The sequence below is a fragment of the Lacibacter sp. genome (genome assembly GCF_035299325.1).
Classification (GTDB): domain Bacteria; phylum Bacteroidota; class Bacteroidia; order Chitinophagales; family Chitinophagaceae; genus Lacibacter.
Map to the genome: position 1 here is coordinate 283,574 of NZ_DATGWT010000004.1, position 24,129 is coordinate 307,702.

At 41.2% G+C, this 24,129-nt stretch carries 23 protein-coding genes; 3 read left to right on the plus strand and 20 right to left on the minus strand.

All coding sequences use genetic code 11. The features are described from left to right. Positions 1 to 8: 8 nt before the first annotated feature. The 3 genes from VK159_RS02930 to VK159_RS02940 form a co-directional block, all read right to left on the minus strand. Positions 9 to 3,137, minus strand: coding sequence for a SusC/RagA family TonB-linked outer membrane protein (locus tag VK159_RS02930; protein ID WP_324228643.1), 3,129 nt, complete (start codon positions 3,135 to 3,137; stop codon positions 9 to 11). Positions 3,138 to 3,209: 72 nt separating this feature from the next. Next, positions 3,210 to 4,430, minus strand: a complete 1,221-nt coding sequence (locus VK159_RS02935; RefSeq protein ID WP_324228644.1) for an ROK family protein — start codon at positions 4,428 to 4,430, stop codon at positions 3,210 to 3,212. Between the two features lie 294 nt (positions 4,431 to 4,724). Next, positions 4,725 to 5,606 carry a DMT family transporter gene (locus VK159_RS02940; RefSeq protein WP_324228645.1) on the minus strand — a complete coding sequence of 294 codons (882 nt, stop codon included), beginning with the start codon at positions 5,604 to 5,606 and terminating at the stop codon, positions 4,725 to 4,727. A gap of 525 nt (positions 5,607 to 6,131) precedes the next feature. On the opposite strand from VK159_RS02940, the gene VK159_RS02945 reads away from it, so the two are divergent. Beyond that, a complete protein-coding gene (locus VK159_RS02945) occupies positions 6,132 to 6,566 on the plus strand; it encodes an NUDIX domain-containing protein (protein ID WP_324228646.1) in 435 nt (144 codons plus the stop codon). Between the two features lie 2 nt (positions 6,567 to 6,568). On the opposite strand, the gene moaCB is transcribed toward VK159_RS02945, so the two are convergent. From moaCB to VK159_RS03025, 16 genes are all read right to left on the minus strand, one after another. Further along, positions 6,569 to 7,486 (minus strand): bifunctional molybdenum cofactor biosynthesis protein MoaC/MoaB, encoded by a 918-nt coding sequence (gene moaCB, locus VK159_RS02950; RefSeq protein WP_324228647.1) that lies wholly within the window; start codon positions 7,484 to 7,486, stop codon positions 6,569 to 6,571. A gap of 3 nt (positions 7,487 to 7,489) precedes the next feature. After that, a complete protein-coding gene (locus VK159_RS02955; protein ID WP_324228648.1) occupies positions 7,490 to 7,930 on the minus strand; it encodes a molybdenum cofactor biosynthesis protein MoaE in 441 nt (146 codons plus the stop codon). Beyond that, on the minus strand, positions 7,930 to 9,054 hold the full coding sequence (locus VK159_RS02960) for a HesA/MoeB/ThiF family protein (protein ID WP_324228649.1): 1,125 nt from the start codon (positions 9,052 to 9,054) through the stop codon (positions 7,930 to 7,932). The genes VK159_RS02955 and VK159_RS02960 overlap by 1 nt, the downstream gene beginning before the upstream one ends. 3 nt (positions 9,055 to 9,057) lie before the next feature. After that, complete coding sequence (locus VK159_RS02965; RefSeq protein WP_324228650.1) at positions 9,058 to 9,285, minus strand: MoaD/ThiS family protein; 228 nt, start codon at positions 9,283 to 9,285, stop codon at positions 9,058 to 9,060. Between the two features lie 9 nt (positions 9,286 to 9,294). Beyond that, positions 9,295 to 9,807 carry a molybdopterin-binding protein gene (locus VK159_RS02970; protein ID WP_324228651.1) on the minus strand — a complete coding sequence of 171 codons (513 nt, stop codon included), beginning with the start codon at positions 9,805 to 9,807 and terminating at the stop codon, positions 9,295 to 9,297. Between the two features lies 1 nt (position 9,808). Next, entirely contained in the window at positions 9,809 to 10,546 is a 738-nt protein-coding gene (locus VK159_RS02975; RefSeq protein WP_324228652.1) for a sulfite exporter TauE/SafE family protein, read from the minus strand. 4 nt (positions 10,547 to 10,550) lie between these two features. Further along, on the minus strand, positions 10,551 to 11,729 hold the full coding sequence (gene glp / locus VK159_RS02980) for a gephyrin-like molybdotransferase Glp (RefSeq protein WP_324228653.1): 1,179 nt from the start codon (positions 11,727 to 11,729) through the stop codon (positions 10,551 to 10,553). Positions 11,730 to 11,777: 48 nt separating this feature from the next. Further along, complete coding sequence (locus tag VK159_RS02985; protein ID WP_324228654.1) at positions 11,778 to 12,386, minus strand: nucleotidyltransferase family protein; 609 nt, start codon at positions 12,384 to 12,386, stop codon at positions 11,778 to 11,780. Then, positions 12,376 to 13,533 carry an XdhC/CoxI family protein gene (locus VK159_RS02990; RefSeq protein ID WP_324228655.1) on the minus strand — a complete coding sequence of 386 codons (1,158 nt, stop codon included), beginning with the start codon at positions 13,531 to 13,533 and terminating at the stop codon, positions 12,376 to 12,378. The genes VK159_RS02985 and VK159_RS02990 overlap by 11 nt, the downstream gene beginning before the upstream one ends. A gap of 37 nt (positions 13,534 to 13,570) precedes the next feature. Beyond that, positions 13,571 to 13,996: a cytochrome c gene (locus VK159_RS02995; RefSeq protein WP_324228656.1), complete on the minus strand. Its 426-nt coding sequence runs from the start codon at positions 13,994 to 13,996 to the stop codon at positions 13,571 to 13,573. Between the two features lie 36 nt (positions 13,997 to 14,032). Further along, complete coding sequence (locus VK159_RS03000; protein ID WP_324228657.1) at positions 14,033 to 16,288, minus strand: xanthine dehydrogenase family protein molybdopterin-binding subunit; 2,256 nt, start codon at positions 16,286 to 16,288, stop codon at positions 14,033 to 14,035. A 42-nt stretch (positions 16,289 to 16,330) separates the two neighbouring features. Further along, a complete protein-coding gene (locus VK159_RS03005) occupies positions 16,331 to 16,789 on the minus strand; it encodes a (2Fe-2S)-binding protein (protein ID WP_324228658.1) in 459 nt (152 codons plus the stop codon). A 246-nt stretch (positions 16,790 to 17,035) separates the two neighbouring features. Next, complete coding sequence (locus tag VK159_RS03010) at positions 17,036 to 19,141, minus strand: xanthine dehydrogenase family protein molybdopterin-binding subunit (protein ID WP_324228659.1); 2,106 nt, start codon at positions 19,139 to 19,141, stop codon at positions 17,036 to 17,038. Positions 19,142 to 19,143: 2 nt separating this feature from the next. Beyond that, on the minus strand, positions 19,144 to 19,611 hold the full coding sequence (locus VK159_RS03015; RefSeq protein ID WP_324228660.1) for a (2Fe-2S)-binding protein: 468 nt from the start codon (positions 19,609 to 19,611) through the stop codon (positions 19,144 to 19,146). A gap of 181 nt (positions 19,612 to 19,792) precedes the next feature. After that, complete coding sequence (gene moaA / locus VK159_RS03020) at positions 19,793 to 20,773, minus strand: GTP 3',8-cyclase MoaA (protein WP_324228661.1); 981 nt, start codon at positions 20,771 to 20,773, stop codon at positions 19,793 to 19,795. A 25-nt stretch (positions 20,774 to 20,798) separates the two neighbouring features. Further along, positions 20,799 to 21,677 (minus strand): MOSC domain-containing protein, encoded by an 879-nt coding sequence (locus tag VK159_RS03025; RefSeq protein WP_324228662.1) that lies wholly within the window; start codon positions 21,675 to 21,677, stop codon positions 20,799 to 20,801. 74 nt (positions 21,678 to 21,751) lie between these two features. On the opposite strand from VK159_RS03025, the gene VK159_RS03030 reads away from it, so the two are divergent. After that, entirely contained in the window at positions 21,752 to 22,051 is a 300-nt protein-coding gene (locus VK159_RS03030; RefSeq protein ID WP_129129099.1) for a SelT/SelW/SelH family protein, read from the plus strand. Between the two features lie 5 nt (positions 22,052 to 22,056). Further along, positions 22,057 to 22,641: a molybdenum cofactor guanylyltransferase gene (locus tag VK159_RS03035; RefSeq protein WP_324228663.1), complete on the plus strand. Its 585-nt coding sequence runs from the start codon at positions 22,057 to 22,059 to the stop codon at positions 22,639 to 22,641. Here VK159_RS03035 and VK159_RS03040 read toward each other — a convergent pair. Further along, positions 22,627 to 24,123 carry a rubredoxin gene (locus tag VK159_RS03040; protein ID WP_324228664.1) on the minus strand — a complete coding sequence of 499 codons (1,497 nt, stop codon included), beginning with the start codon at positions 24,121 to 24,123 and terminating at the stop codon, positions 22,627 to 22,629. The genes VK159_RS03035 and VK159_RS03040 overlap by 15 nt on opposite strands. Positions 24,124 to 24,129: the final 6 nt, after the last annotated feature.

Sequence of the window (24,129 nt, forward strand, 5' to 3'; positions counted from 1 at the left end):
TAATCAAATTAGAAATTGAGAGTAAGGTTAAACAAGATTGTTCTTGATGTGGGAGGACTTGCATTTTCAAAACCTAATGCGTTAGTGCGTGTTGCAAATACAGATTCTGGATCTAATCCTTTCATATGGCTTGAAATGAGCCATACGTTGTTGCAAGACACACCAACAGTTGCTTTTTGAATGCGGGCCTTCGACAGGAATGATTTTGGCAATTGATACGACAGCTGTACATTTCTTAAACGTACATTGCTTGCATCGTAAATGTTTGCCTCACTAATACCCATGTTGCCGGTTGTTGCAACTGCTGTCCAATAGGTTTGCGGCGTAACCGCAACTGTATTCTTTTTAAAACCCGAGCCATCAACTACCACACCATCCACCACAAAGTTTTCTCTTGCACCGTTCACCACTGTTTCGGCAGCAGTACCACTTGCCTGCATAGCTGCTAATGTTGAGGAGAACATTTTGCCGCCAAAGCGTGCATCAACCAGGAACGAGAGTGTAATGCCTTTGTAACCGAATGTATTGGTAACACCTAATAAACCATAAGCCTGCTGATTGCCAAGGAATACATTCGACTCGCCCAACTGCGGCAAACCTGTGGTACCATTCAAGATGAGTTGGCCATAGTAAGGGCTTTTGTCATCAGTTACACGTCTGAATGTTGTACCGTAAATAGCGCCATACTTTTCGCCAGCAGTTGCAGTAATAGCCAGGTTATCAAAACCACCCAACGGATACTTTGTGACACCTGAATCTCTAAGGATATCAATTATGGAGTTATCGTTGTGAGAGAAGTTGGCAGAAACATTCCAAACAAAATCTGATTTGTTGATTACACGAGCATCAACCATGATCTCGTACCCTTTGTTCTGGATGTTACCCGCATTAATCTTCTTATAATTATATCCACTTGTTGCATCAAGCGGCAGGTCGATCAATTGGTTTGTTGCATTGTTCTTATACATAGAGAAATCAACTGTTACACGGCTGCCGAGGAACTTCAATTCAGCACCAAGTTCTCTTGATTTGATCAATTCATTCACTACGTTTTCATTGTACAATGTATTGTTACGACCTGCGGTAGTTGCATTGTTCGGATCACGACCGATCCAATAAGAATTGTACAACTGATAAGGGGGCATGTCGTTACCAACTGAAGCATATGATGCCCTAACCTTCGCATAGTTGAACCATGACGGCATGTTTACATTCTTCTTCTCAAGCATTTCAGATACAACAACTGCCGCACTTATTGAGGGATAGAAATAAGAACGGTTAGCTTTTGCTAAAGCAGAAGACCAGTCGTTACGGAATGTAGCGTCGAGGTAGAGATATTCATCCCAGTTAATACCTGCCGTTCCAAACACTGAGTTAATGCGCTTTTCGCTAACCCATTCTGAGATACTGGGATTACCAACTGCATTACCTAAAGAGAACAGGTTAGGCACAACAAGATTTGCTGAACCGTCTATACCCGAACTCTTCGTCTGCATAAGGTTGCCACCAATCATTGCATTTGCGCTCAGCTTCGAAATGAGATTATCTTTCTTTGCTGATAACATACCACTGTAGTTCATTTCAGAAAAAACTGATTTACCAGTACCGTAACGGCCATTGGTTGCAATAGGACTTCCTGCCCGAACTTTTGTCGTATAATTGTTGGTGTACATATCAACACCGGTTTTTACTTCAGCACTTAACCATTTGGCTATATCATACTTCAGAGAACCTGTTAAAATAAAACGATCACGGCTATCCTTATTCAACGCATTTTTACTCATCCAATAAGGATTTACCTGCGATGACTGGTTCCACCAGATCATGTTATCAAACTTATCTGTTCCAGCTTTGAATTGAGTAACATCAAGTGATACGGGCATAGTGTACAACAATCTGGCAACGTTGTTAACATTGTTACCAGCCAATGGCCTGTTTTGAGCCGTTGTGTTTGAGTATTGCACTTTCATATCAGCTGTCCATTTATCTCCTCGTCCGAATTTTGCAACACTACGTGTGGTAAAGTTGTGACGTAACAGTTTTGCACCGGGGATCATGCTCTTATCTTCAAAACGGTTAAAAGAGCTGTACACCGAAATATTATTGAACTGTTGCTGGAAAGTAAGGTTGTAGTTCTGGTTGAAACCTTTATCGTAAAAATTCTTTACATTGTTATAATACGTAAGCTTTTCGCTTTGGTTATTCCAGTTTGGCGATACCTGTTGCCCCGCAATCTTTGGACCCCAGCTTAAATTTCTATCAGGACCAGTAGCATCGAATACACCGTTACTACCCTGTCCGAATACATTTTGCATTTCAGGATTGGTGAACACACTTTCAAAGCCAAATGTAGTAGCGAATGACATACCAAGACCAGCCTGCTTCTTACCTGTTTTAGTTGTAACAAGAATAGCACCGTTACCTGCACGTGAGCCATACAAGGCAGCAGCTGTTTGTCCTTTCAACACAGTGATCGATTCGATATCGCTTGGATTAAGATCTGCCAAACCATTACCATAATCCAAAGAAGGATTCCAGTAATCGTTGTTGTTACCACCGGTGAAATTATCAACGGGCACACCATCAACCACAATCAATGGTTGGTTAGAACCTGTAAGTGAATTACTGCCACGCAGGATAATTTTTGAAGAACCTGCAGGGCCATTGCTTGAACGCACAACCTGTAAACCTGCAACCACACCTGTAAGTGTGTTGGCAAGGTTTGGCTCACGTGCATCAACAAGTGTACTGCCTTTTACTTCCTGCACGGCATAACCCAGCGATTTTTTCTGGCGTTTAATACCAAGTGCTGTTACAACCACACCCTGCAATTCTTTTGATGCAGATTGCAGTTCAACATTAATGTTGGTTGATCCGGCTTTTACTTCAAGATCATTATAGCCAACTGAAGTAATTACGAGTGTTGCAGAAGAAGCAACACTAATTGAGAACATACCTTTCATGTCGGTTGTAACCGAATTGGAAGTTCCCTTTTCTGTAACGGTTGCAGCCGGCACAGCATTTCCGTCTGCATCCCTGACCGTACCTGAAACCATTCTTTTTTCCTGTGCATTTACCTGGATAAAGCACACGGCTGCCATGGTATAAAGCAGCAATCGTTTTAGCAACATTTTCATTGCAGTTTGTTTATGGGGTTTAAAAAATAAAAGAGACAAGTGAATAATGGGATAAGCAGTATGAGGTGTATTTTATAGTTCTACTTCATTGCCGGTGCTTTTGGTTTTGCGCCTTTCGAGAGAGTCAAAATGATCCATAACTAATGCGGCAGCTCCAATCAACTCGGCCTGAAATCCTAATGATGAAATTTCTAATTCGGTATTCTCGGCAATTTTAGGAATGCAATGTTCATTAATAGCTTGCTGAATTGGCGCCAACCAAACTTTTCCGCCCACAGAACCACGGCCACTTAATATGATTAACTCAGGGTTGAGCAAATGAATAAGAATGGCAATACCACGGCCAATATTGTAACCGGATTCAGAAAGTAATTCAATGGCATACTTATCACCTTTAACGGCTGCATCCATAATTGCCCTTGATGAATCTTCTGCGTTTTCCAGTGTTAAGTTCCTGAGCATAGAAACTTTTCCCTCCTTCAATCCCTGGATGGCTTTTTCTGTAACAATAAATAAAGATGATTCAGTTTCCAGGCAACCGCTCTTACCGCAAGAGCACATTTTATTATTGGTGAAAAGAGGAATATGACTGAATTCGCCGGCAAAACCATTGTTGCCACGAAACAATTCACCTTTCATGATCATTCCTAAGCCTATACCCCAGCCAACATTCACCACCATTACAGTTTGTTTATTGTGGGCAGCTCCAAATTTCAACTCAGCTAATGCAATTAAACTGGAATCGTTATCAATAAAAACAGGTACGCCAACTGCTGCTTCAACAATACTTACAATACTGCTGCCGCTTTCTGTTTTAAGAAATGAATGATTGATCCCTTTTGTTACATCAATAAAACCCGGCATCCCAATACCAATGCCTGCGATGGCTTGTTTGGAAATACCTGAAGAAAGTATATAACTGTTGATGTGTTGTGTGAGTTGTGCTAATGCATTGGGGTTGTTGCTCAACGGAAGTTCAATACGCAGCGGCTCGAGCACATAATTATTCTGCATATCCAGAATAGCAATACGGGTCACCAACTGATCCATTGCTACTGAAACAACATAAAGCATATCGGCTTTGAGGGAATAAACCAGGGGACGACGACCGCCTGTTGAACTGGCGTAGCCCGACTCAACTACTGAACCTTCTTCAATCAACTCGTTCAGCACACGTGTTGTAAGCGGAAGACTCTTATCGGTTAGTAAACTCAGATCAGCACAGGAAAGTTCCTTCTCAAAATAGAGATGCTTTTGGATCTGTCTTTTGTAACGGTTATTCTTTAGCAGCATGGCAATCATTTATAAACAGCGGGACTAAAGTAGCTAAACTTTCCAAACTTCTTAAAAAAATGATAGAAGTTTTTCCACTTTTTTATAAACACCCTCAAGTTTCATGTAAATTTTTGACTTTTCGGAGCGTTTTGGCCTTCAAAGTCTAACTGACCGGATGGAAATATTCCAATGATAAGCGGGATTAAGTCCATACTTTGATGATAAAATGAAAAGATTACAGCACCGGAAACAGATCATTAAAAATGCTGGTAGCGAGTTTGGGCACCTGTACAGGGCTTGTTAAAAGCTGAATCAATTTTTCTTTTTTACTGCAATATTCTTTTGTACCATATATAATCCAGCTGTTACAAGCAGCACCCCGGCAACTGTAAACAGCGTGATCGGTTCATTCAGACTTATTGCCGCAATGATGAACCCGAATACCGGGCAAAGGAATAACCAGTATGATGCTGTTACTGCATTTCGTTTCAGCAGCCATAACCATAATTGTACAGCTGCAATTGAAACCGGTATGGCCAGCCATAATACTCCGCTGTAGAAATTAAGATCAAAACGATTGAGTTCGCTGTTATATGTAAGTAACAATACAGGAATGAGTAGCACACCGCCGATCAAGGTCTGCCACCCGTTAATTGTGAGAATATGCAGATTGCTCCACTTTGTGCGGGCAAAATATATGGCGCCAGCGGAATAAGCAAGCATGCTCACCAGCATAATGAGAATACCATTTATTGTGGCAAAACTGTTTTGTAACAAAGGCCAGGCTGCAACAACCACCCCTGCGCTGCAAAGCAATAAACTCAGCCAATGCTTTGCGCCCATCTTATGATCAAACAGAACTGCAGAAAGAATACTGATGAGTACCGGGTTCACAGCTACGGCCATACTTCCTAAGCCCGCTGATACTTCCTGCATGGCCACTACATACAAACCCAGGTATAAACTGATGTTGAGTAAACCATACACGGTAATAGATAGCCACTCCTTTTTTTGTGGTAAACGTTTGCGCCATATTAGATGTGCAAAAACCAACATGCCTATTCCTCCAATGAAGAAACGGGCAACAGCTATCACAAATGGTTGAGCCGATTGCAATGAGATTTTTGTAGCAGTTGCTGCCGACGACCACAACAATGCAAAGAATACTCCGGCAGCAATATATTTCCAGTTCATGTTTTGCGTTACAACTGATTTGTTTTTCTGAACAAATCCTTTTGCAAACATATCTTATTCTGCAATGAGTTTATCGGCAAAAGCCTGAGCAGCTTTGTTGCAAAAATTAAGAATGATGAAGAGTAGTTGTTTGAAAAGGGTTATAAAAGAAAAAGGTCATCTGTAGAAACAGGTGACCGTTAACGATTGCTTGCCATATAAAAAAGAGTTCTGAAAATCTGGTTGTTGAGCTTTCAAATCCTGAGAATTATTTGGTTTTAACTTCTTATTCCCTGATTTGATGATGTAAAATTATTGAACCTGTGTTTAGCCATCAAATCAAGATGCGCCTGTTTTTATGATGCCAAATGCCACTTGATTTAGCAAAACCCTTACTGATAAAGGATTACACTGGAAAAAAGCTCTTATACCCAACGGCGTTTTTTATTCGTTAAAACGACAAATATCCTTACTACAACGTTGTAATATGGCCACAGCAGTCAAGCTAAAGACTCATTTGTATCTTAGCTTATAAAAACAGTAATGATGAATACGCAAATATTACCTGCAGTTGCAGCAGCCATTTTTAATGAAAATGGTGAAATACTCCTGCAGAAAAGAAAAGATGTAAATCAATGGTGCATTATTTCAGGACATGTAGAATTTGGCGAAACAATTGAACAAGCCTTGTTACGTGAAATAGAAGAAGAAACAAACAGCACAGCAGATCTCATTCGTTTTATCGGCGTTTACTCTTCGCCTGCAACTCAAACATATAATTACTCTGACAGAACAGTACAATATGTTACTTCTTACTTTGAAGCAAAGCTTACAACAGAGATAGCCGAAGGTTTTTCAAATAATGAAACCCAGGAATTGAAATTCTTTTCTCCTGATCAACTTCCTAGTGAGCTTGCAACAATAAATCCATATTGGCTCGCTGATGCCATGACGAAAGAGAAGACAGTTTTTATACGATAGTTTTATTTTTCATCGTGACGCATACCCTTGGCCACACGAAACAGATGCAGCACATAGGGAAACAACGCATCGATTGTTTCTTCTGCACCTTTGGTTGAACCGGGCAATGTAATAACAAGTGAGTTGTCGATGAAACCTGCAACACCTCTTGATAACATAGCATAGGGTGTACGTTGCTGACCATAGTTGCGGGCAGCTTCCATCATACCGGGTATTTCCCGGTCAAGTAGTGGTTGAATCGCTTCCGGTGTAATATCTCGTGGCGACAAGCCGGTGCCGCCTGTGAATAAGATGAGGTTATATCCTTCGCTGCTGTATTGTTTGGCTTTGGATTGAATGGAATCAAACTCATCTGGAATAATGTCGTACACTGATGTTTTGAGTTGATGCTGTTCCAGCTTTTGCAGAATGGCTTTACCGCTCCTGTCTTCTTTAGTCCCCGCTGCAACAGAATCAGAACAAACAATGACTGCTGTGCGGATGCTTTCTTTCAGTTCATCTTTAAAATCTGTTTTACCACCTTTCTTGCTTTCGAGTTTGATGGAGGAAATTTCCACACCTTTATCCAACGGCTTCAACATATCATACATGGTTAAAGCTGTGATAGCTGCACCATGCATCGCCTCTACTTCAACGCCTGTTTTATAGATCGTATGCACTTCAACTGAAATGAGAATGCTTAATCCTTCAATGGAATGTTTGATGGAGGCAAACTCAACAGGCAACGGATGACAATCAGGAATGACATCACTGGTTTTTTTGATCGCCAGTAAACCGGCTGCACGGGAGAATTCAAACACATCACCCTTAGGTACAGTTTTGTTTTGAATAGCATCAATGGTTTCCTGCTTGGAAACGGTGAGCAATGCTGTGGCAATTGCCTGGCGTAAGGTTGTTGATTTATGCGTAATGTCGACCATTGTTTATTGATTTACTTTCCATTGATGCGATGCGTCTTCAAATAATTCTTTTCCCCAAACCGGCAATTCTGTTTTAATGCGTTCCACCACTTCGTTGCAGGCATCAATGGCTGCACGGCGATGTGCCGATGATGTAAATACAAACAAACAGATCTCTCCTGCTACTACTGTTCCCAAGCTGTGATGTATGTGCATGCAGGTGAGTTCATACTTCGCAAATATTTCTTCACGAATGGTATGCATTTTTTCCAATGCCAACTCTTCATACGTTGTATATTCAATGGCTGCGACTTTCTTTTCATCAATGAGATCTGCCCTTACCTGTCCTAAGAAAATGCTATGTCCGCCGATGTTTGTTTTACTGCTATGTTTGGCAATACTGTCTGCAATAAATGCCGGATCAATAGCACCTTGTGTAAATATATTCTTCGGTTTACGTTCCATTACACGGTTTGTTTTTGTTGCTGCATCCATTGCTGAATACCGCCTTTTAAACTATAGATCTTTTTTGATGTGCCGAATAGTTCTGTCAACTGTTTGGCAGCTGCAGCACTTCGCTTGCCTGATAAACAAAATAACACAATTGTCTCTTCCGTTAACCAAGCAGTATGTTGCTGTAAACTGTTCAATGGAATTTGCATATGACTGAACTCTGTTACAACAGGCTGTTCATCTTTTTCCCGAACATCAACAATAGCAGCTTTACCATCAGCAACAATATCATTAAATGCGGCTGCATCAATTTCGTTTGCAAGTGTAGCAGTACTGCACAACCATTCATAATCTGTTTCTTGCAATGCTTCTAGTGTTGCAGGAATAAGTGATGCAGTTTCTGTACGTTTGCTCAACTCCAGTTCATAGGTTTGATTATTGAGTGTGTTATACGTAAATAATTTGTTGGCCAGCAATGCACCTGTTCCTGTGATGAGCTTAATGGTTTCATTCGCCATCATACTGCCGATGATGCCGGGCAACACACCCAACACGCCTGCTTCTGCACAATTCAACACTTCCCCTTCTTTTGGAGGATGCGGAAACAGATCACGGTAATTGGCAGAACGTTCATTATTCTCTTGCACGTTCAACACAGCAACCTGTCCTTCGTATTGTGAAATAGCACCATAGACGAAAGGTTTATTCAATAACACACAGGCATCATTCACTAAATAACGTGTAGCGAAATTATCGGAGCCATCAACTATTACATCAAATGCAGAAAGAATAGTTGAAGCATTTTTATTTGTCAGCCGTTCGTTATAAACAGTAAACCTTACCTGCGGATTCAGTTGTTGTAATACTTCAACTGCACAATCAACTTTCGGTCTGCCGATCATCTGCACATTGTATAAAACCTGTCGATGCAAATTCGAAAGCGATACCACATCATTATCCACAATACCAATTGCACCCACACCGGCTGCAACAAGATATTGCAACACCGGACAACCCAATCCTCCTGCACCAATTACCAATACAGATGCAGACAACAGTTTCTGTTGTGCTTCGGCACCAAATCCTTTCAGGATCAGTTGGCGTTGGTAACGTTCATATAGTCGGTCGTTGTTCATGTTTTATCCACCCGAGAATGGAGGTAATAAAGCAACTGTGCAGTTATCCGTTAACAAAGTATTTGTTGAGATTGTTTTCTTGTCAACTGCCATAATAAACTTTTCAGCTGCAAGCGCCGGGTACTGCAAACGCAGTTGTTCCAGCAATTCATCTGTTGAAGATACATGCGGCAATTCCGCTGCTGCTTCTGCGATGTCTGCCAGCTTACCAAAAAATAACACCGTGATCATACTGCAAATTTATTGAACCTTGCTGACAATAACCTTTTGTAATCCTTTTACGTACCGACGACCGGTGGCATAGTCCATTGGTGAAATGAGAGCAATCCTGCTATCCGAATCAGAAATCGACTTTCCGTCACTTTCCACGATCAGGAACACATTGTTACCAACCGTCGTATTAAATAATTCATTCCAGGAAAAAACAACTTTGTAGCCATCAGCTGCAATCATCGTCAAATAAAACTCGCTGTACAGTTTGGGATTTGTTTCTGAAAGTTCCAATCCTTTGAGCACATCTTTTAATGCCACCAACTTTACATTCTTCATTACTGATTTTATATCTTTCAGATGATTCGTAATAACAATACTGTCGAGCTTGGTTGTTTTGTATTGCTTTAATGCGGAGATTGTCACAATGATTTCTTTTTGCACAGCTCCTTTTACCACAAAACTTTCGGTTGTAACGATGTTGTGTTGAGCGTTTGTGACTAAACAAATAAATAATAATACAGCTGTGAAGGTAAATTTCATGTTATGCGTTTGTCAGTAAGAGTTTATAAACGGCAACCAGCAATACCAGTGCCAATACATTCTTTAATATTTTCTGATTGAATTTTACCGAACCGTAATATGCCCCGGCCAATCCACCTGCAAATGCAATGATTACGTAGAGATACATATCGGATGTAAAGTGGATACCTTTTTCCATCTGCCCCCATAAACCTGTAAGTGAATTAACGAAAATAAACAAAGCACTTACTGCCGCAGCTTGTTTCATATTTGCCCATTTCAACATAAAAAGCACCGGCGAAAGAATAATACCACCACCTATTCCAATAAGACCAGACAGAAAACCAATGGCGCCACCTATTGCAACGGCTAGTCCTGTGTTTACTTTCTTCAGTTCATTTACCTGGATATTGCTAAAGAAAAAAAAGCGTACAACTGGTATTAATAAAAGCAGACCAAGAATTTTTTTATAAACAAACGCATCTACTTCTATCTTCCCCCCAAAGTACGCCATCGGTGCAGCAAGTAAAGCAAAGGGCCAAAACAAATTCCATTTAAAATAACCACCACGATAAAACTGGATGAACGATGTAAGCGATACAAATAAATTCAACAACAACGCTGTTGGTTTCATAACATCAGGTGCAATGCTGAAAATAGCCATCAATGCCAGGTAACCACTTGCCCCGCCATGCCCTACTGATGCATATAAAAATGCAACGAGGAATAAAAGAATATAAAACAGGTAAATAAAATCCATTCAATTAAACTGGTAAAAGATGAATGATTACAGGATCATTTGCTTCATACTCTTCTTTCTCCCCATCCAATTGCAGCAAACAGTTGGCCGTTGCAAACGAATTTAATTTGTATGATTCCTGTGCTGTTAAAGGCAACACCCTTTGCCCATCGTAATATGCTTTTTGAAAATGTGTTAATCCCGGAGCTTTTTTACAAGCTGCTGCCAAAACAGTTTGCACAGTCTTTAATTGCAAAGGGCGTTTTGTTTGCAATGACAATGCTTCTGTTACATATTCATAAAAACAGGTAAGTACTGAGGATGGATTACCCGGCAAACCAAACACAAGTTTATCTCCTTTCGTTCCAAAAAATAAAGGCTTGCCAGGCCGTTGTTTTATTTTGTGGAACTGCTGCACAACGCCACATGTATTTGCAGCCCGCAACACAAAATCATAATCACCAACACTTACGCCACCAGTGAGTAATACCAGATTACTTTCATGCAACGCCTGTTGCAGGATTGCTGTTAATACTTCAGGATCATCTTCTGCTTTGTAAATGCGATGCACAGGAAAATGCAGCGATTCCAATGCTGCTGTTAAACCAAACGAATTCGATTCATAAACCTGCCCGTACGACAATGGTTTGCCCGGCTCCTGCAATTCGTTGCCCGTAAGTATAATGCTGATCACCGGATCAGGAATCACTGATACTTCTGTGCTACCAATCCCTGCTAAAAAACCTATTGCAGCTGCAGTGAGTAAACTTCCTTTGGGCAAAGCCAATTCGCCTGCTTTTATCTCGGAACCGATCGGACGAACATTACTGTTGCGTTGCAGTTTATCATCTTCGATAATTAACACACCCATTTCTGTTCTTACTTTTTCCTGCATCACCACTGTATCAGCTCCTGCGGGTACAGGTGCACCTGTAAAAATGCGGATGGCTTTACCTGTTACAACTTCAATTGCTGATGAACTTCCTGCTGCCATCTCTCCATCAATCACTAATTCTTTCTGCAGATCATCAAAAGCAAATGCATAACCATCCATCGCTGATTGTGGAAAGGCAGGTATATCGACTGTTGCAAATATATCTGCTGCCAGCACTTTTCCTCTTGCCTGTAACAACGAAACTGTAACTGGATTTAAAGCGGTTACGTTATTTGAAATAATATGTTTTGCTTCTGCTACAGTAATCATTGTTTGCTGATTTTTTTGTCAGACGAGTGCGTCAGACAGAGCGTGCCTTCATTCATCTTTTGAAAGATTTTCATAATCCTCCACTGTGTCAATATCTATTTCTCCTTTCGGAAAAGGAATAAATGCTGCCTCGTCTAAATACTTTCGAACCAGGCTTTTTGCCCCAACATCTCCTGTTAATCCCAAAAGCTCCTGAAAGAAACGTTTGGTAAATAAAACAGGTGTTCCAAAAGTAGTTCCATATTTACTTGCAACAATGCTGCGCTGTTCTTTTTTGCTGAGTTCCATCAACTCATTCAATAAGTCGGCTGTTACAAATGGCTGATCGGCCACCATCAATACTACGGCTTCAACATCCGGATTTAATTTCACCAACGTTTGTAAACCGAAGCGGATGCTTGAAGCCATTCCTTCTTTCCATTCATCGTTCACAATCATTTCGGCGGTAGTATTTTTTAAACCCTGTTTGATGATGTCTGCATTTGCGCCTAATACGACAACAAGATGTATTGCATTTGATGCGAGTGCTGTATCAATGGCATGTTGCAACAGCTTTGAACCAGCAAAATCCAATAATTGTTTTGGGGAACCTAAACGTGACGATGCACCAGCAGCAAGCAGTATAAGGCCGGTAGTATTTTTTTGCTCATTTGCCATTGCTGCTTAATTTCTGTAATTCCAATTCATTGCGGGTATGAATACTGACGGAGCGCTTTTTCAAAAAGCCACCTGTACGTGCTGCAAACACAGCTTTTATTTCTGCCAATACTGATAAAGCAATTTCTTCTGCAGCTTCTGCGCCGATATCCAGACCAATCGGTCCATGGATCATTGCACGTTGTTCATCTGTTACTGTAATACCTTCTTCTTTTAATTCATCGAACATACGCTCCAAACGTTTCTTTGGCCCGAGTGTACCAATGTATCTGCAGTTGATCTGCAATAACAGCTTCATCATTGCCAGATCATACTTGTAATTATGTGTCATCAACAGAAAAACCGTCCATTCATCCGGCACAAGTTGATTGATAACATCTGCAGGCTTTCCTATGATCAATTGATGCACGTCAGGAAAACGTTGTGCATTGGCATGTGTGGATCGTCCATCAGCAACCGTTATCTGCCAACCCAGCACCTTCGTCATTTCCACTAACGGAAATGCATCATTACCTGCACCAACAATGATCAATGAAACAGATGGCTGCAACAATTCAACAAAGGCTGTCAATTCAAACGATTCGTATTCTTTGATAACAGATGATCCTGTTGCAAGTATTGATGATGCATCGGTTTGAACGATGGCTTGCAAAGCATCATCATCAATGGTGCTGTAGTTTGTTTCCTTATCAAGAAAAAAACAAGTACCGGGTTGATGACCATGGAAGTTGTGCAGTGAAAACAAAGTGACCAAGACCGTTTCTCTTCTGTATAACTGCGATCGTTCCAGTAATGCAATGGGGTTATTCTCATCTTCCGCATTAATCGGTTCAAATAAAATATGCACAATACCATTGCAACCTAACTGTACGCCAAACTCAACATCTTCTTCATCCATCGAATTATATGTAACAAGTTTATTTTGGTTTTGATGAATAGCCAGCAATGCTTTTCGCAATGCATCTCCTTCTAAACATCCACCGCTGATTGCACCGGTCATCCGCCCATCTTCTTCCACCAGCATTCGTGCACCTGGTCTCCTGTAGGAAGATCCTTCTACATACACAACAGTTGCTAATGCAGTCTTCACTCCTTTCTGCACCGCCTTTTTATATGCTGCAATTATTTCATTGATCTCTTTCGTCATGCAATAATGAAAACAATTTGTATTTACGAATGATTCATTAAAATTTCTGATATCCTTTCGAAGGAGCTTTTAATCCAGGCTGAATATCTTTTGGTAATACAGCAGGATATTTATTGCCCCATGAATTGCGGACATAATTCAACACATCCGAAACTTCCTTATCTGTTAAACTTACGGGAGCCATTTGACTATCGTAATCTACTCCGTTTACTTTTATAGGCCCTTTCATGCCTTGAAGAATCACTTTGATCAAACGGTTTTTATCAGCCAGTCTTTTTGATTTTTCCAAAGGAGGGAACGTTCCTTCAAGCCCGGTTCCGTCCGGCATGTGACAAGACATGCAATTTGTCTCGTATACAGTTTTACCACGTTTTACACTTGCTTTCAAATCAAAAGTCTGATTAAAAGAAAGTAAGGTTATTGCAAATGCCGACAGCACAAATGTTACAAGTATCATTTTCATATTCCGCTTACATTTTAGTTATGTCTATCAAACTCATTATGATTTCTTATGAAGCTCAGTTGAAAATGGCTGATTGTAAAAACGCTTCTTTTCACTTTTATACAATGCATTTGCAACTGCTGCAAATATTGGCGGGAAAGGTGGTTCACCTAATCCTGTTGGATTGATATCATTCTGTACAAAATGTACGTCGATCTTTTTCGGTGCTTCCCGATGACGGATCATTCTGTAACGTGTAAAATTATTCTTCTCCGGAACACCATCTTTAAACGTGAGTTCACCATACAATGCATTACCTATTCCATCCACAACGCAGCCTTGCACCATATTAGCAGCTGCATCTGGATTGATTACAATGCCGCAATCAACTGCACTTGTCACACGTTCAACAAATGGTTGCCCATCTTTCTTTACAATATCAACTACATGTGCCGCATAAGAGTTGTGACAGAAATAAGCGGCCACACCACGACTGTATTGTTTATTCTCCGCACTACCCCAACCGGATTTTTCTTTCACCAGTTTCAACACTTCTGCATACCTGTCTGCATCATACTCATTGTTTTTACCAACAGGATTTTCTTTCGCCCGTTTCAACAACTCCAATCTGAATTCAATCGGATCTTTTTCCATCACTTCTGCCACTTCATCTAAGAACGATTGCTCTGCAGCTGCATTGAAATTAGAACGTGGTGCTCTGAATGCGCCGATAGTAATGTTCGACGGTATTTCCCAACCTTCCGCTAAATAATTATCAACTGCTCCTGCAGGAAACCTGTTTGCATGAATTGGATGTTCAGGAATACCACCACCTCTCACATGAAACGCAATTAAATTTTTATTGGCATCAAATGCAGCACGGTAGGTAGCAGTATACATCGGACGATAAATGCCATAAGTCATATCATCTTCTCTGCTGTAAACCAATTTCACCGGAGCTTTTATTTTTCGGGAAATAAGCGCTGCTTCTGTAAACGTATGCCCATATGCCCGTAAACCAAAACCACCACCCATGCGGGTAATTTGTATTTCAATTTTATCGGCAGGAAGATTCAATACTTTTGACAAAGTTGGTTCAATCCAACCGGCAGACTGGTGCGGCCCAACTATCAATGCTTTCTCATCGGTTACATGTGCAAAGCAATTCATCGGCTCCATGCAATTGTGTGCTAAGAATGGTGCATTGTACGTGCGTTCAATCACCTTCGCTGCATTTTTAAACGCTGTTTCAGGATCACCATCTTTTCGTAACAGTTGGGCAGGCTTGCTTGCATACTCTTTCATTTTTGCAAGATGCGTGGCTGTACTTTCCAATGCACCCGGCACAACTACTTCTCTCTTTCCGCCTCTGCCTGCCATCGTATCTTTTGTATCTCCTTTCGGTTCCCAGCTTACTTTCAATTTTTTGCGGGCATTCATTACCTCCCATGTTGTTTTACCAACAACCACCAGCAGATCGTTGAACGTACGTGTATCGAAACCGGCCTGCTCATAATTATCTTCATACAACTTCAATGTAAATACATCTTTGATGCCAGGCATTTTCAATGTTTCGCTTGCATCAAACGATTTTACTTTCATACCGAATGCAGGTGGATGTTCGATCATAGCGATCAATGTTCCTTCCTGTGTATAATCCAATCCGAACAGTGGTTTACCTGTTACGATCTTCTGCCCTTCTACATTCTTCTGTGAGTTTCGTACAACAGTAAAATTCTTTACCTCTTTCAGCTTTACATCTTTAGGAATGGGAATGCCTGCTGCTTTTGATGCAAACTCACCATAGGTTCCTGACTTACCTGTTTTCTCATGAAAGATCACTCCTGCTTTGGTCGTCAGTTCTTCCACCGGCACATTCCATGTTTGCGCTGCTGCAGTTAATAACATTGCACGTGCCGCCCCACCAGCATCACGCAAAGGTTTCCAATACATGCGGACAGAATTACTGCCACCGGTAAATTGCGGGCCGAGTTTTACATTGTCGTGTGGCCCCATCTCCACCACTACTTTTTTCCAATCCACATCCAGTTCCTCCGCTACAATCATCGGCAAAGAAGTCATTACATTTTGTCCAAACTCCGGATTGGGGTTGAAGATCTTAATGATGTTATCGGATGTTATTTTGATATAACCTGTTAACTCATGCCAGTCAGCAGGCAGATCCGCAGGGTTTATTTTATTCTCCAGACTGAGCTCTGCCAATCCGCTAAAACTGATCATCAGACCACCACCTGCAAGAAAGGATGATTTTAAAAATGCTCTTCTGCTATTATCGGTTTTGAACTTTTCCATTGTTGATGAATTGAAACGTATACAATTGAATGAATGTGCAGTTTACATTTGTTTCGCTGCTGTTTTAATGGCCTCTTTAATCCGCAGGTAAGTTCCACACCTGCAAATATTCCCACTCATTGATGCTTCAATCTGCGCATCGGTTGGATTGGGATTGCTTTTAAGCAATGCCACTGCACTCATAATCTGCCCCGTTTGGCAATAGCCGCACTGTGCTACATCCTGTTCTATCCATGCTTTCTGCACCGGATGTTCACCATTCTCACTCAAGCCTTCAATGGTTGTGATTGCTCTTTTTGACACAGCAGAAACAGGCAATGAACACGAACGCACTGCTACATTATCAAGCATAATGGTACAGGCACCGCATTGTGCAACGCCGCATCCGTATTTGGTTCCAACTAAATTTAAATGCTCTCTCAGCACCCAGAGTACAGGTGTTGCAGGATCAACATCAATTGAAACAGATTTACCGTTTACGTTTAAACTGATTACTGGCATAGCGAAATACTTTTATGAAAGTTATTTACAGATATTTTATTATTGAAGATGCAATCAAAACATTTCAACCTCAGCAAAAAACAGGGCAGCACAATCTTGATTGTTTACAAACACTAAAATTCATTACTTTTTCTGTTTGATTGGTATACAGATTACGGATTTACCTACCATAATTACAGATTCGATTGTTCAATGGGCAATAGAATCAGTAATTGATACAAATCAAAGTAAAGAAATGAAACTGATTTATGCCAACTGTTCGGCGAATGGCAGCTTGCGTAATCGTTTACCGGTGGCTGCAAATATTGCATTGGCAAGTGCTGCTGCTATTGGTGGCAACGCAGGTTCGCCCAAACCGGTTGGGGCTTCATCGCTTTCAACAAACTGCACATCAATTTCGGTTGGTGCATCTCGCATACGCAAGAACTTATAAGTATGAAAATTTGTTTCGGCCACAGCACCGTTCACAAAGGTTACTTTAGGGAACATGGCATGACTGATGCCATCCACAATGGAACCCTGCACCTGGTTTTCTGCACCGCTCAAATTAATAACACGGCCACAGTTTACGGCACAATACACTTTCTTCACTTTTGGTTGACCATCCACGATTTGCACATCCACTACCTGCGCTACATACGAACCAAACGAGAACCAGGTGGAAAAACCTCTGAACACTCCGGGTGTCTTTGAACCCCACTTACTCATCTTCGCAACAAGTTCAATTACACTTTTATATTTCTCCGGATCGTAATTGATTTTTCCAACCGTTTGCTCTTTTGCTTTTTTCAACAACTCCAAACGGAATGCTATCGGATCTTTTTTCAATGCGGTGCATACTTCATCCATAAAACTTTCGGCAACATAGGCCAATGTGTTTGCACCGGGCGCTCTCCACCAACCTGTTGGAGTATTACTTGTAAAGCCTTGCCCCTCGGCACGGTAATTGGCAATTGCACCTGCCACATAACTATCGCCACGCACACCACGACCGATACCAATACCTGATTGATGCCACGATAATAAGTTGTCGGATGAAAGTGCAGCACGGTAACGCCACATTTCTGCAGGACGATAAAAATCATTCTGCATATCATCTTCACGAGTCCATTGTACCTGCACCGGAATTTGTGCTGCTGCCGAGATCAACGCAGCTTCTACACCATTATCGGTCATTAACTTTCTGCCAAAACCACCACCTTGTCGGGGTGAAGAAATGGTAATATTTTCTTCTGCTATTCCTAATTGTTTTGATACTTCCGTTCTTACAGCTCCGGGCACTTGTGTTGGGCCAAACAATTCCACTTTTCCATCTTTCACATTCGCATAAAAATTAAGCGGCTCCATTTGTCCGTGCGACAGTGCAGGTATTTCATATGTTACATCAAGAAATTTTGCAGCACCTTGTTTAGCTGCATCAACATCTCCATCATTCCTGGTGGGTTCTGTTGGCGCAGGTTTATCAAGTAAGGTTTTAAATGTTGCGAAATGCTCGGCCGTATTCTCCAGTTTTTCACTGGCATTCCATTGGATCACCAATGCGTCCCTTCCTTTTTTGGCGGCCCATGTAGATGTTGCAAGTACTGCAACTGCGTTCTTAATCTTCACCACTTTTTTTACACCTTCAATTTTCAATGCGGCTGCATCGTTTACCTCGCCCAATGTTTTTCCATAAGCCGGAGCACGGCTTACCATTGCGAACAACATTCCTTCTCTTCTTGTATCAATGCCAAACAACGGCTGACCGGTTACAATTTTATGTGCATCGACATCTTTTACTCTTGTGCCGATCAATTTAAATTCTTTCGGATCTTTTAATGTTGGTTTAGCCGGCACTTCAAGTTTTGCAGCTGCAGATGCCAACGATGCATAACTCAATTTTTTTCCACTTGTTTTATGGATCACTTCGCCATTTTCTACGGTACACTCTGTTACAGGAACATTCCATTGTTGCGCTGCAGCAGTCGTTAACATTTCACGTGCTGTTGCCCCAACTGTGCGCAACTCTGTAAACCGTCCTCTTACCGATCCGCTGCCACCGGCAGTTTGTCTGCCCATTTTACTGTGTAATGGTGCCAATTCAACTTTAATTTTTTTCCAATCAACACCCAGCTCTTCGGCAATAATCATGGGCAACGATGTTTTTACACCCTGGCCAATTTCCGGATTTGGTGCTAATAACACAATGGAACCATCAGCAGCAATGGTGATATAAGCATTCGGAGCAAAAACCATTTCTTCCAATGCCTTTGCTTCTGCCGGCAGGTTGAGCAAACTAAAACTGATGAGCATACCACCACCTGATAAAGCAGATACTTTCAGAAAATTTCTTCTTGAATGTGTTGTTGCCATAATTATTTTTTGCTTTGTGTTTTGGCTGCTAAATGAATTGCTTTGCGTATGCGGACATGTGTTCCGCATCTGCAGATATTTCCAGACATCGCATTATCAATATCTTGGTCTGTTGGCTTTGGATTGCGTTTTAATAAAGCAGCCGCACTCATGATCTGACCCGCCTGGCAATAGCCACATTGCGATACATCGAGCTCTTCCCATGCCTGTTGCAATGGATGATCGCCTGTTTCGCTTAACCCTTCAATGGTAACAATTGCATTATTTTTTACAGATGAAACCGGCAAGGAACAAGAACGAACGGCGCTGCCGTTTAGGTGAACCGTGCATGCACCACATTGTGCCATGCCGCAACCGAATTTTGTACCAACCAGATTTAAATGATCACGCAGCACCCATAACAAAGGTGTTGCCGGATCAACATCAACCGATAGCGTTTTACCATTTACATTCAAATTGATAGCTGCCATAATGGAATACTTTTAGGGAAGTTAGTTATTCTCCAAAATATACAGGTCGAAAAAGAATAGAATTACACGAATGGCTTCTTTTGTTCAAAGCAAGAGTCTTTTGTTATAGATTTTTTTCCATAATACAGTATTATCTTGCACGTTTTCTTGATATGGATCAGTTACGTCTTCGTATTTGTTCTCATCCTCCAATACCGATCATACTTCTGTTATGAATTGTCTCTGCATTGATGTGTTCAAAGTCGGCCGTGAATTGTCCGCCGAGTTCTTTTGCTTTGGATGCAATATTTTGTTGGATGAGTTCGGTTACATCTTGCCCGCTTCGCAATGCAATTAATAAGTCCATTTCTTTTTCAGCAAACAAACAATTTTTCATTTTGCCATCTGCAGTCAAACGCATGCGGTTACAACTGCTGCAGAAAGGCGAACTCATGGTACTGATGACAGAAAATGTTCCGGCATGGCCGGGAACGATATAACCTTTTGCCGTATCATGCTCTTCATTCTTCAACGGAAGAAACGAATATTGTTGTTCCACTACCTGTAAGATCTGTTGCCAGGTGAATACCTGGTTGCTTGTCCATTGGTTACCGCTGAAGGGCATAAACTCAATAAAGCGAACATGCACAGGTGTATTTTTTGTCCACGCAATAAAATCATTGATCTCTCCATCGTTCAAACCTTTCATTACCACCACATTTACTTTTACATGAAAGTTGCGGTTGATAAGCAGTTGAATATTATCCATCACTCGCTGAAACTGACCTCGTCTGGTGAGGTGCTGAAAAGTGGCAGCTTGTAAAGTGTCAAGACTTACATTGAGTGAACGCACACCTGCTTCTTCAAGTACATCTACAAACTCATGCAGTCTTGTGCCGTTTGTAGTGAGTGTAAGTTTAACGGGCAACTTTGCTAAGCGAAGAATAATATCAGCGGCATCTTTACGTACCAATGGTTCGCCACCTGTTAAGCGGATCTTGTTGACGCCGAGTTGTACAAATGTTTTTGCCAGCGATTCAATTTCATCAGCTTGCATCAGGTTTGCCTGCTTCGTAAATTCGTAATCCTCTTCAGGCATACAATAAAAGCAACGCAGGTTACAGTTATCTGTTAACGATATCCGCAAATAATTATGTACACGATTATATTTGTCGATCAACATGTTGTTCTTTTTATTTAAGAGATGATCAGGCATTCAACTGCAATGATTCTTTTCTCTGCACAACCTTCAACTCATCTCCCACTGTAATTGTTCCTTGCTGTTTATATAAAATATTCTGTCCAAAATACACTTTGTTATTTCCTGTTCTGTATGATGCTAACGTTTTCAACGGTTCTTTTGCAGTTGCACCTGTTTTCTGGTCGGTGGTGGTGATGGCACATCTTGCACAAGGCTTTACTGCATAAAGATCAATGCCGTTGATCTGGAAATGTTTCATCGTGTCCTCTTCAAATGCAGCTCCACCTGTGAACACAATGTTCGGACGAAAGCGATTCATCGGCACCGGAATTTCTAAACGGCTGTTCAAATCATCCAGCGACGCCTGACCGATCATTAACAGCGGAAACGCATCGGAGAAACCGGTGATCTCATTGTTCAGCGCATAATCAGTATCCACTTTTCGTTTGCTTGCATCGGGCATGTACACCAGTTTGCATACTCGTTTCAACTTTTCAGAAAACCATTGATTCGCTGCATCACCCATTTGTAACGCTTCACACACATCATCCCACACCTGCACGTTCACTGTTCCATTTCCTGCTGGGTACAAGTTAACACGGATCTTATCCACTTCATTCCCCTTTTCATAAACGGTTAATTCATTTGCATGAATGGCTGTACGCAACAACGCCATCTGCGGAAACTCCCGTTGCGTTAAAAAGCGATTGTCTTCATCCACCAGCATCCAACGGCGGTCGTGCTCAATACCTCTGTCGGTTAAACGTGCCGAGCTGAGTTCAATTCCACCCAACGACTTAATGGGATAAACATATAAATGGCTGATCGAAAGCATGCCTAAAATTACAGTATTTGTAAACGCCTGCCAGCTTTGCTTTTGCCGCAAAGAATAATTTTTAACAGACTAAAATAACAGTAATTTTATAAGGTTCTTTTATCCTTAACAATCAAGTTCAACACATGAAACCCGTTATTACCATTGAATACTGCCCCAAATGTCATTGGCTCTTGCGTTCGGCTTACATTGCACAGGAGTTACTCACTACGTTCGAAAACGAATTAAAAGGCGTTACACTGCAACCAAGTGAAGTAAGCGGTGACTTTCATATCTCCATTGATGGTAAGGAAATTTTTAACCGTAAAACGTATGGCGGTTTTCCTGAGATCAAAGAATTGAAACAGGTGGTGAGAGATATTGTAAGTCCGGGTAAAAGCCTTGGACATGCAGATACCAAACCACATCATCAAAGTTCACTTTGACTGTTATGATCGGAGTTATTTTATGTGGTGGACAAAGTTCACGGATGGGCAGCGACAAAGGCTTGCTCAAACATGAAGCAAAGACATGGGCGCAGACTGCTGTTGATAAACTCAGTATATTGGGTATTCCTGTAAAGCTTTCAGTTAACAGGCAACAGCTGAATGATTATGCAGAAGTGTTTGCAGCAGATGATCTGTTTGTTGATGCTGCTTCTTTACAATTACACGGGCCTTTGCTTGGAGTATTGAGTGCCCATCTGCAATTCAACACCGAAGATCTGTTTGTGTTTGCCTGCGATATGCCGCTGATGGAACCAATATTGATCAAAGAACTTTCTGCTGCGTATAAACAAAACCCCGGCTATGATGCGTATGTGTTTATGAACGATCATGAACCCGAGCCATTGTGCGCCATCTATACGGCAAAGGGACTTGCGACAATTTTCGATATGCTGCAAAACGGTTCATTAACACGGCACAGCATGAAATTTATGCTTGATCATTTAACTGTGTTCAGCATTCAACTGAACGATGCACAAAAAACCTGCTTCCGTAACTTTAATGCGCATGCTGAGTTAAACGGTTTGTAAACCCAGTTCCGATTTTTCAATTTTTGTAAAACTTTCTTTACCTGCATCGCATAAAGGGCAACAATAATCTGCAGGTAATGACTCGAATTTTACTCCTGCTGCAATATTCGTTTCAGGCTCACCCACTGTTTCATCATACACCGTTAAGCAATCAGTACATTGATGAACATATTGTGCAACAGGTTTTTTCTCCGCTTCTTTTTTCGCAGGTAATACCTTTTCAACAATGGACATCTTCCCTTCACGGTTCTGGTAAAATGCATTTATCGAACGACGCAATTGCTCAGACAGTAAAAATTTAGGATTGTTACTGCTGAACACAAATCCTGTACGTTCATTCGGGTTAAAATCATTGGCACAAAGAATATCGTACACATACAACAACTCCCAACCGAATAATTTCAATAGCGGTTTACGTTTTACCAGTATGCTACTGAACACTTCGCTCTTGCTTCTTGTTTTAATACCAATACAAAGACCGAAGGTGCGGATGTCTTCATTGTTCAATTGTTTGACGAGATAATTTTTCAACGCCAATCCTTCGCTGCAATCATCTTCCACCTGGAAATTTAATTCGTTCGCTGCATGTCGCACATTGAGATGATATTTATCCAGCAATAAACTCCACTTACGTTTATCCTTTTCATCAATCCCTTTTACAATAATACTCTTCCATGGTGTAGAACATAGCTGTCCGATCTTGGTTTCCAAACAAAGCTTACATAGTTCTTTCAGAAAATCAACGCTAAACAATTCATCTCTACGGTACACACCCATCCAATACTTCGTGTTGTTATATTTATTGAAGCCCTCGTAATAAGGTAGATTAAATGCCGGCAACTGCACAGCTTTTTCAACAGGCTTGGTGATGTAACGATCTGTATGCACCAGCTTCATCAATGTTTCACCCTGTGCTTCTGTGTTATCAAAAAAGCGCCCTTTATGATCAATAATGATCTCCTCAATTTCTTTCGACACTCTTGCCACATCATTTGTGTACACCAACTGATTCCATTCGTAAATGGTGTTGGTTTTCGGGAAACGAATAAACAGATGCCAGAAATGTGCAGCTTCACTTGCAGCCACCCAGTTGATGTTACCGGTAAGCATCGGCGTGAAACTCTGGTTACTGTCGCTTACATTTATTTTTAAGGTGGGCTGATAATCGATGCCATCAAAAATATCTTTGTAAACTCCTTCACTCAACCAGGTATTGTTGATGAAAATTTCTTCGGCAGGATAAGAGCTCACAATGTTTGGATATTGCTCATTGCCTGTTTTGTATGCAATATCGATGAGGTTCAGTTCGCTCAGCAATGACTGCCTGTTTTCAACACTTACACTAATGAGCAATTGCTGACGCAAACCAAAACTCACGTGTTTGATACCTGCTTTTGTAGCAGCCACTAAAATATTATACAGATCACCGGGCGAAATAATTCCACCACGAAAATTGATCTTTATCGTTGTACTGCTGTTCATACACAC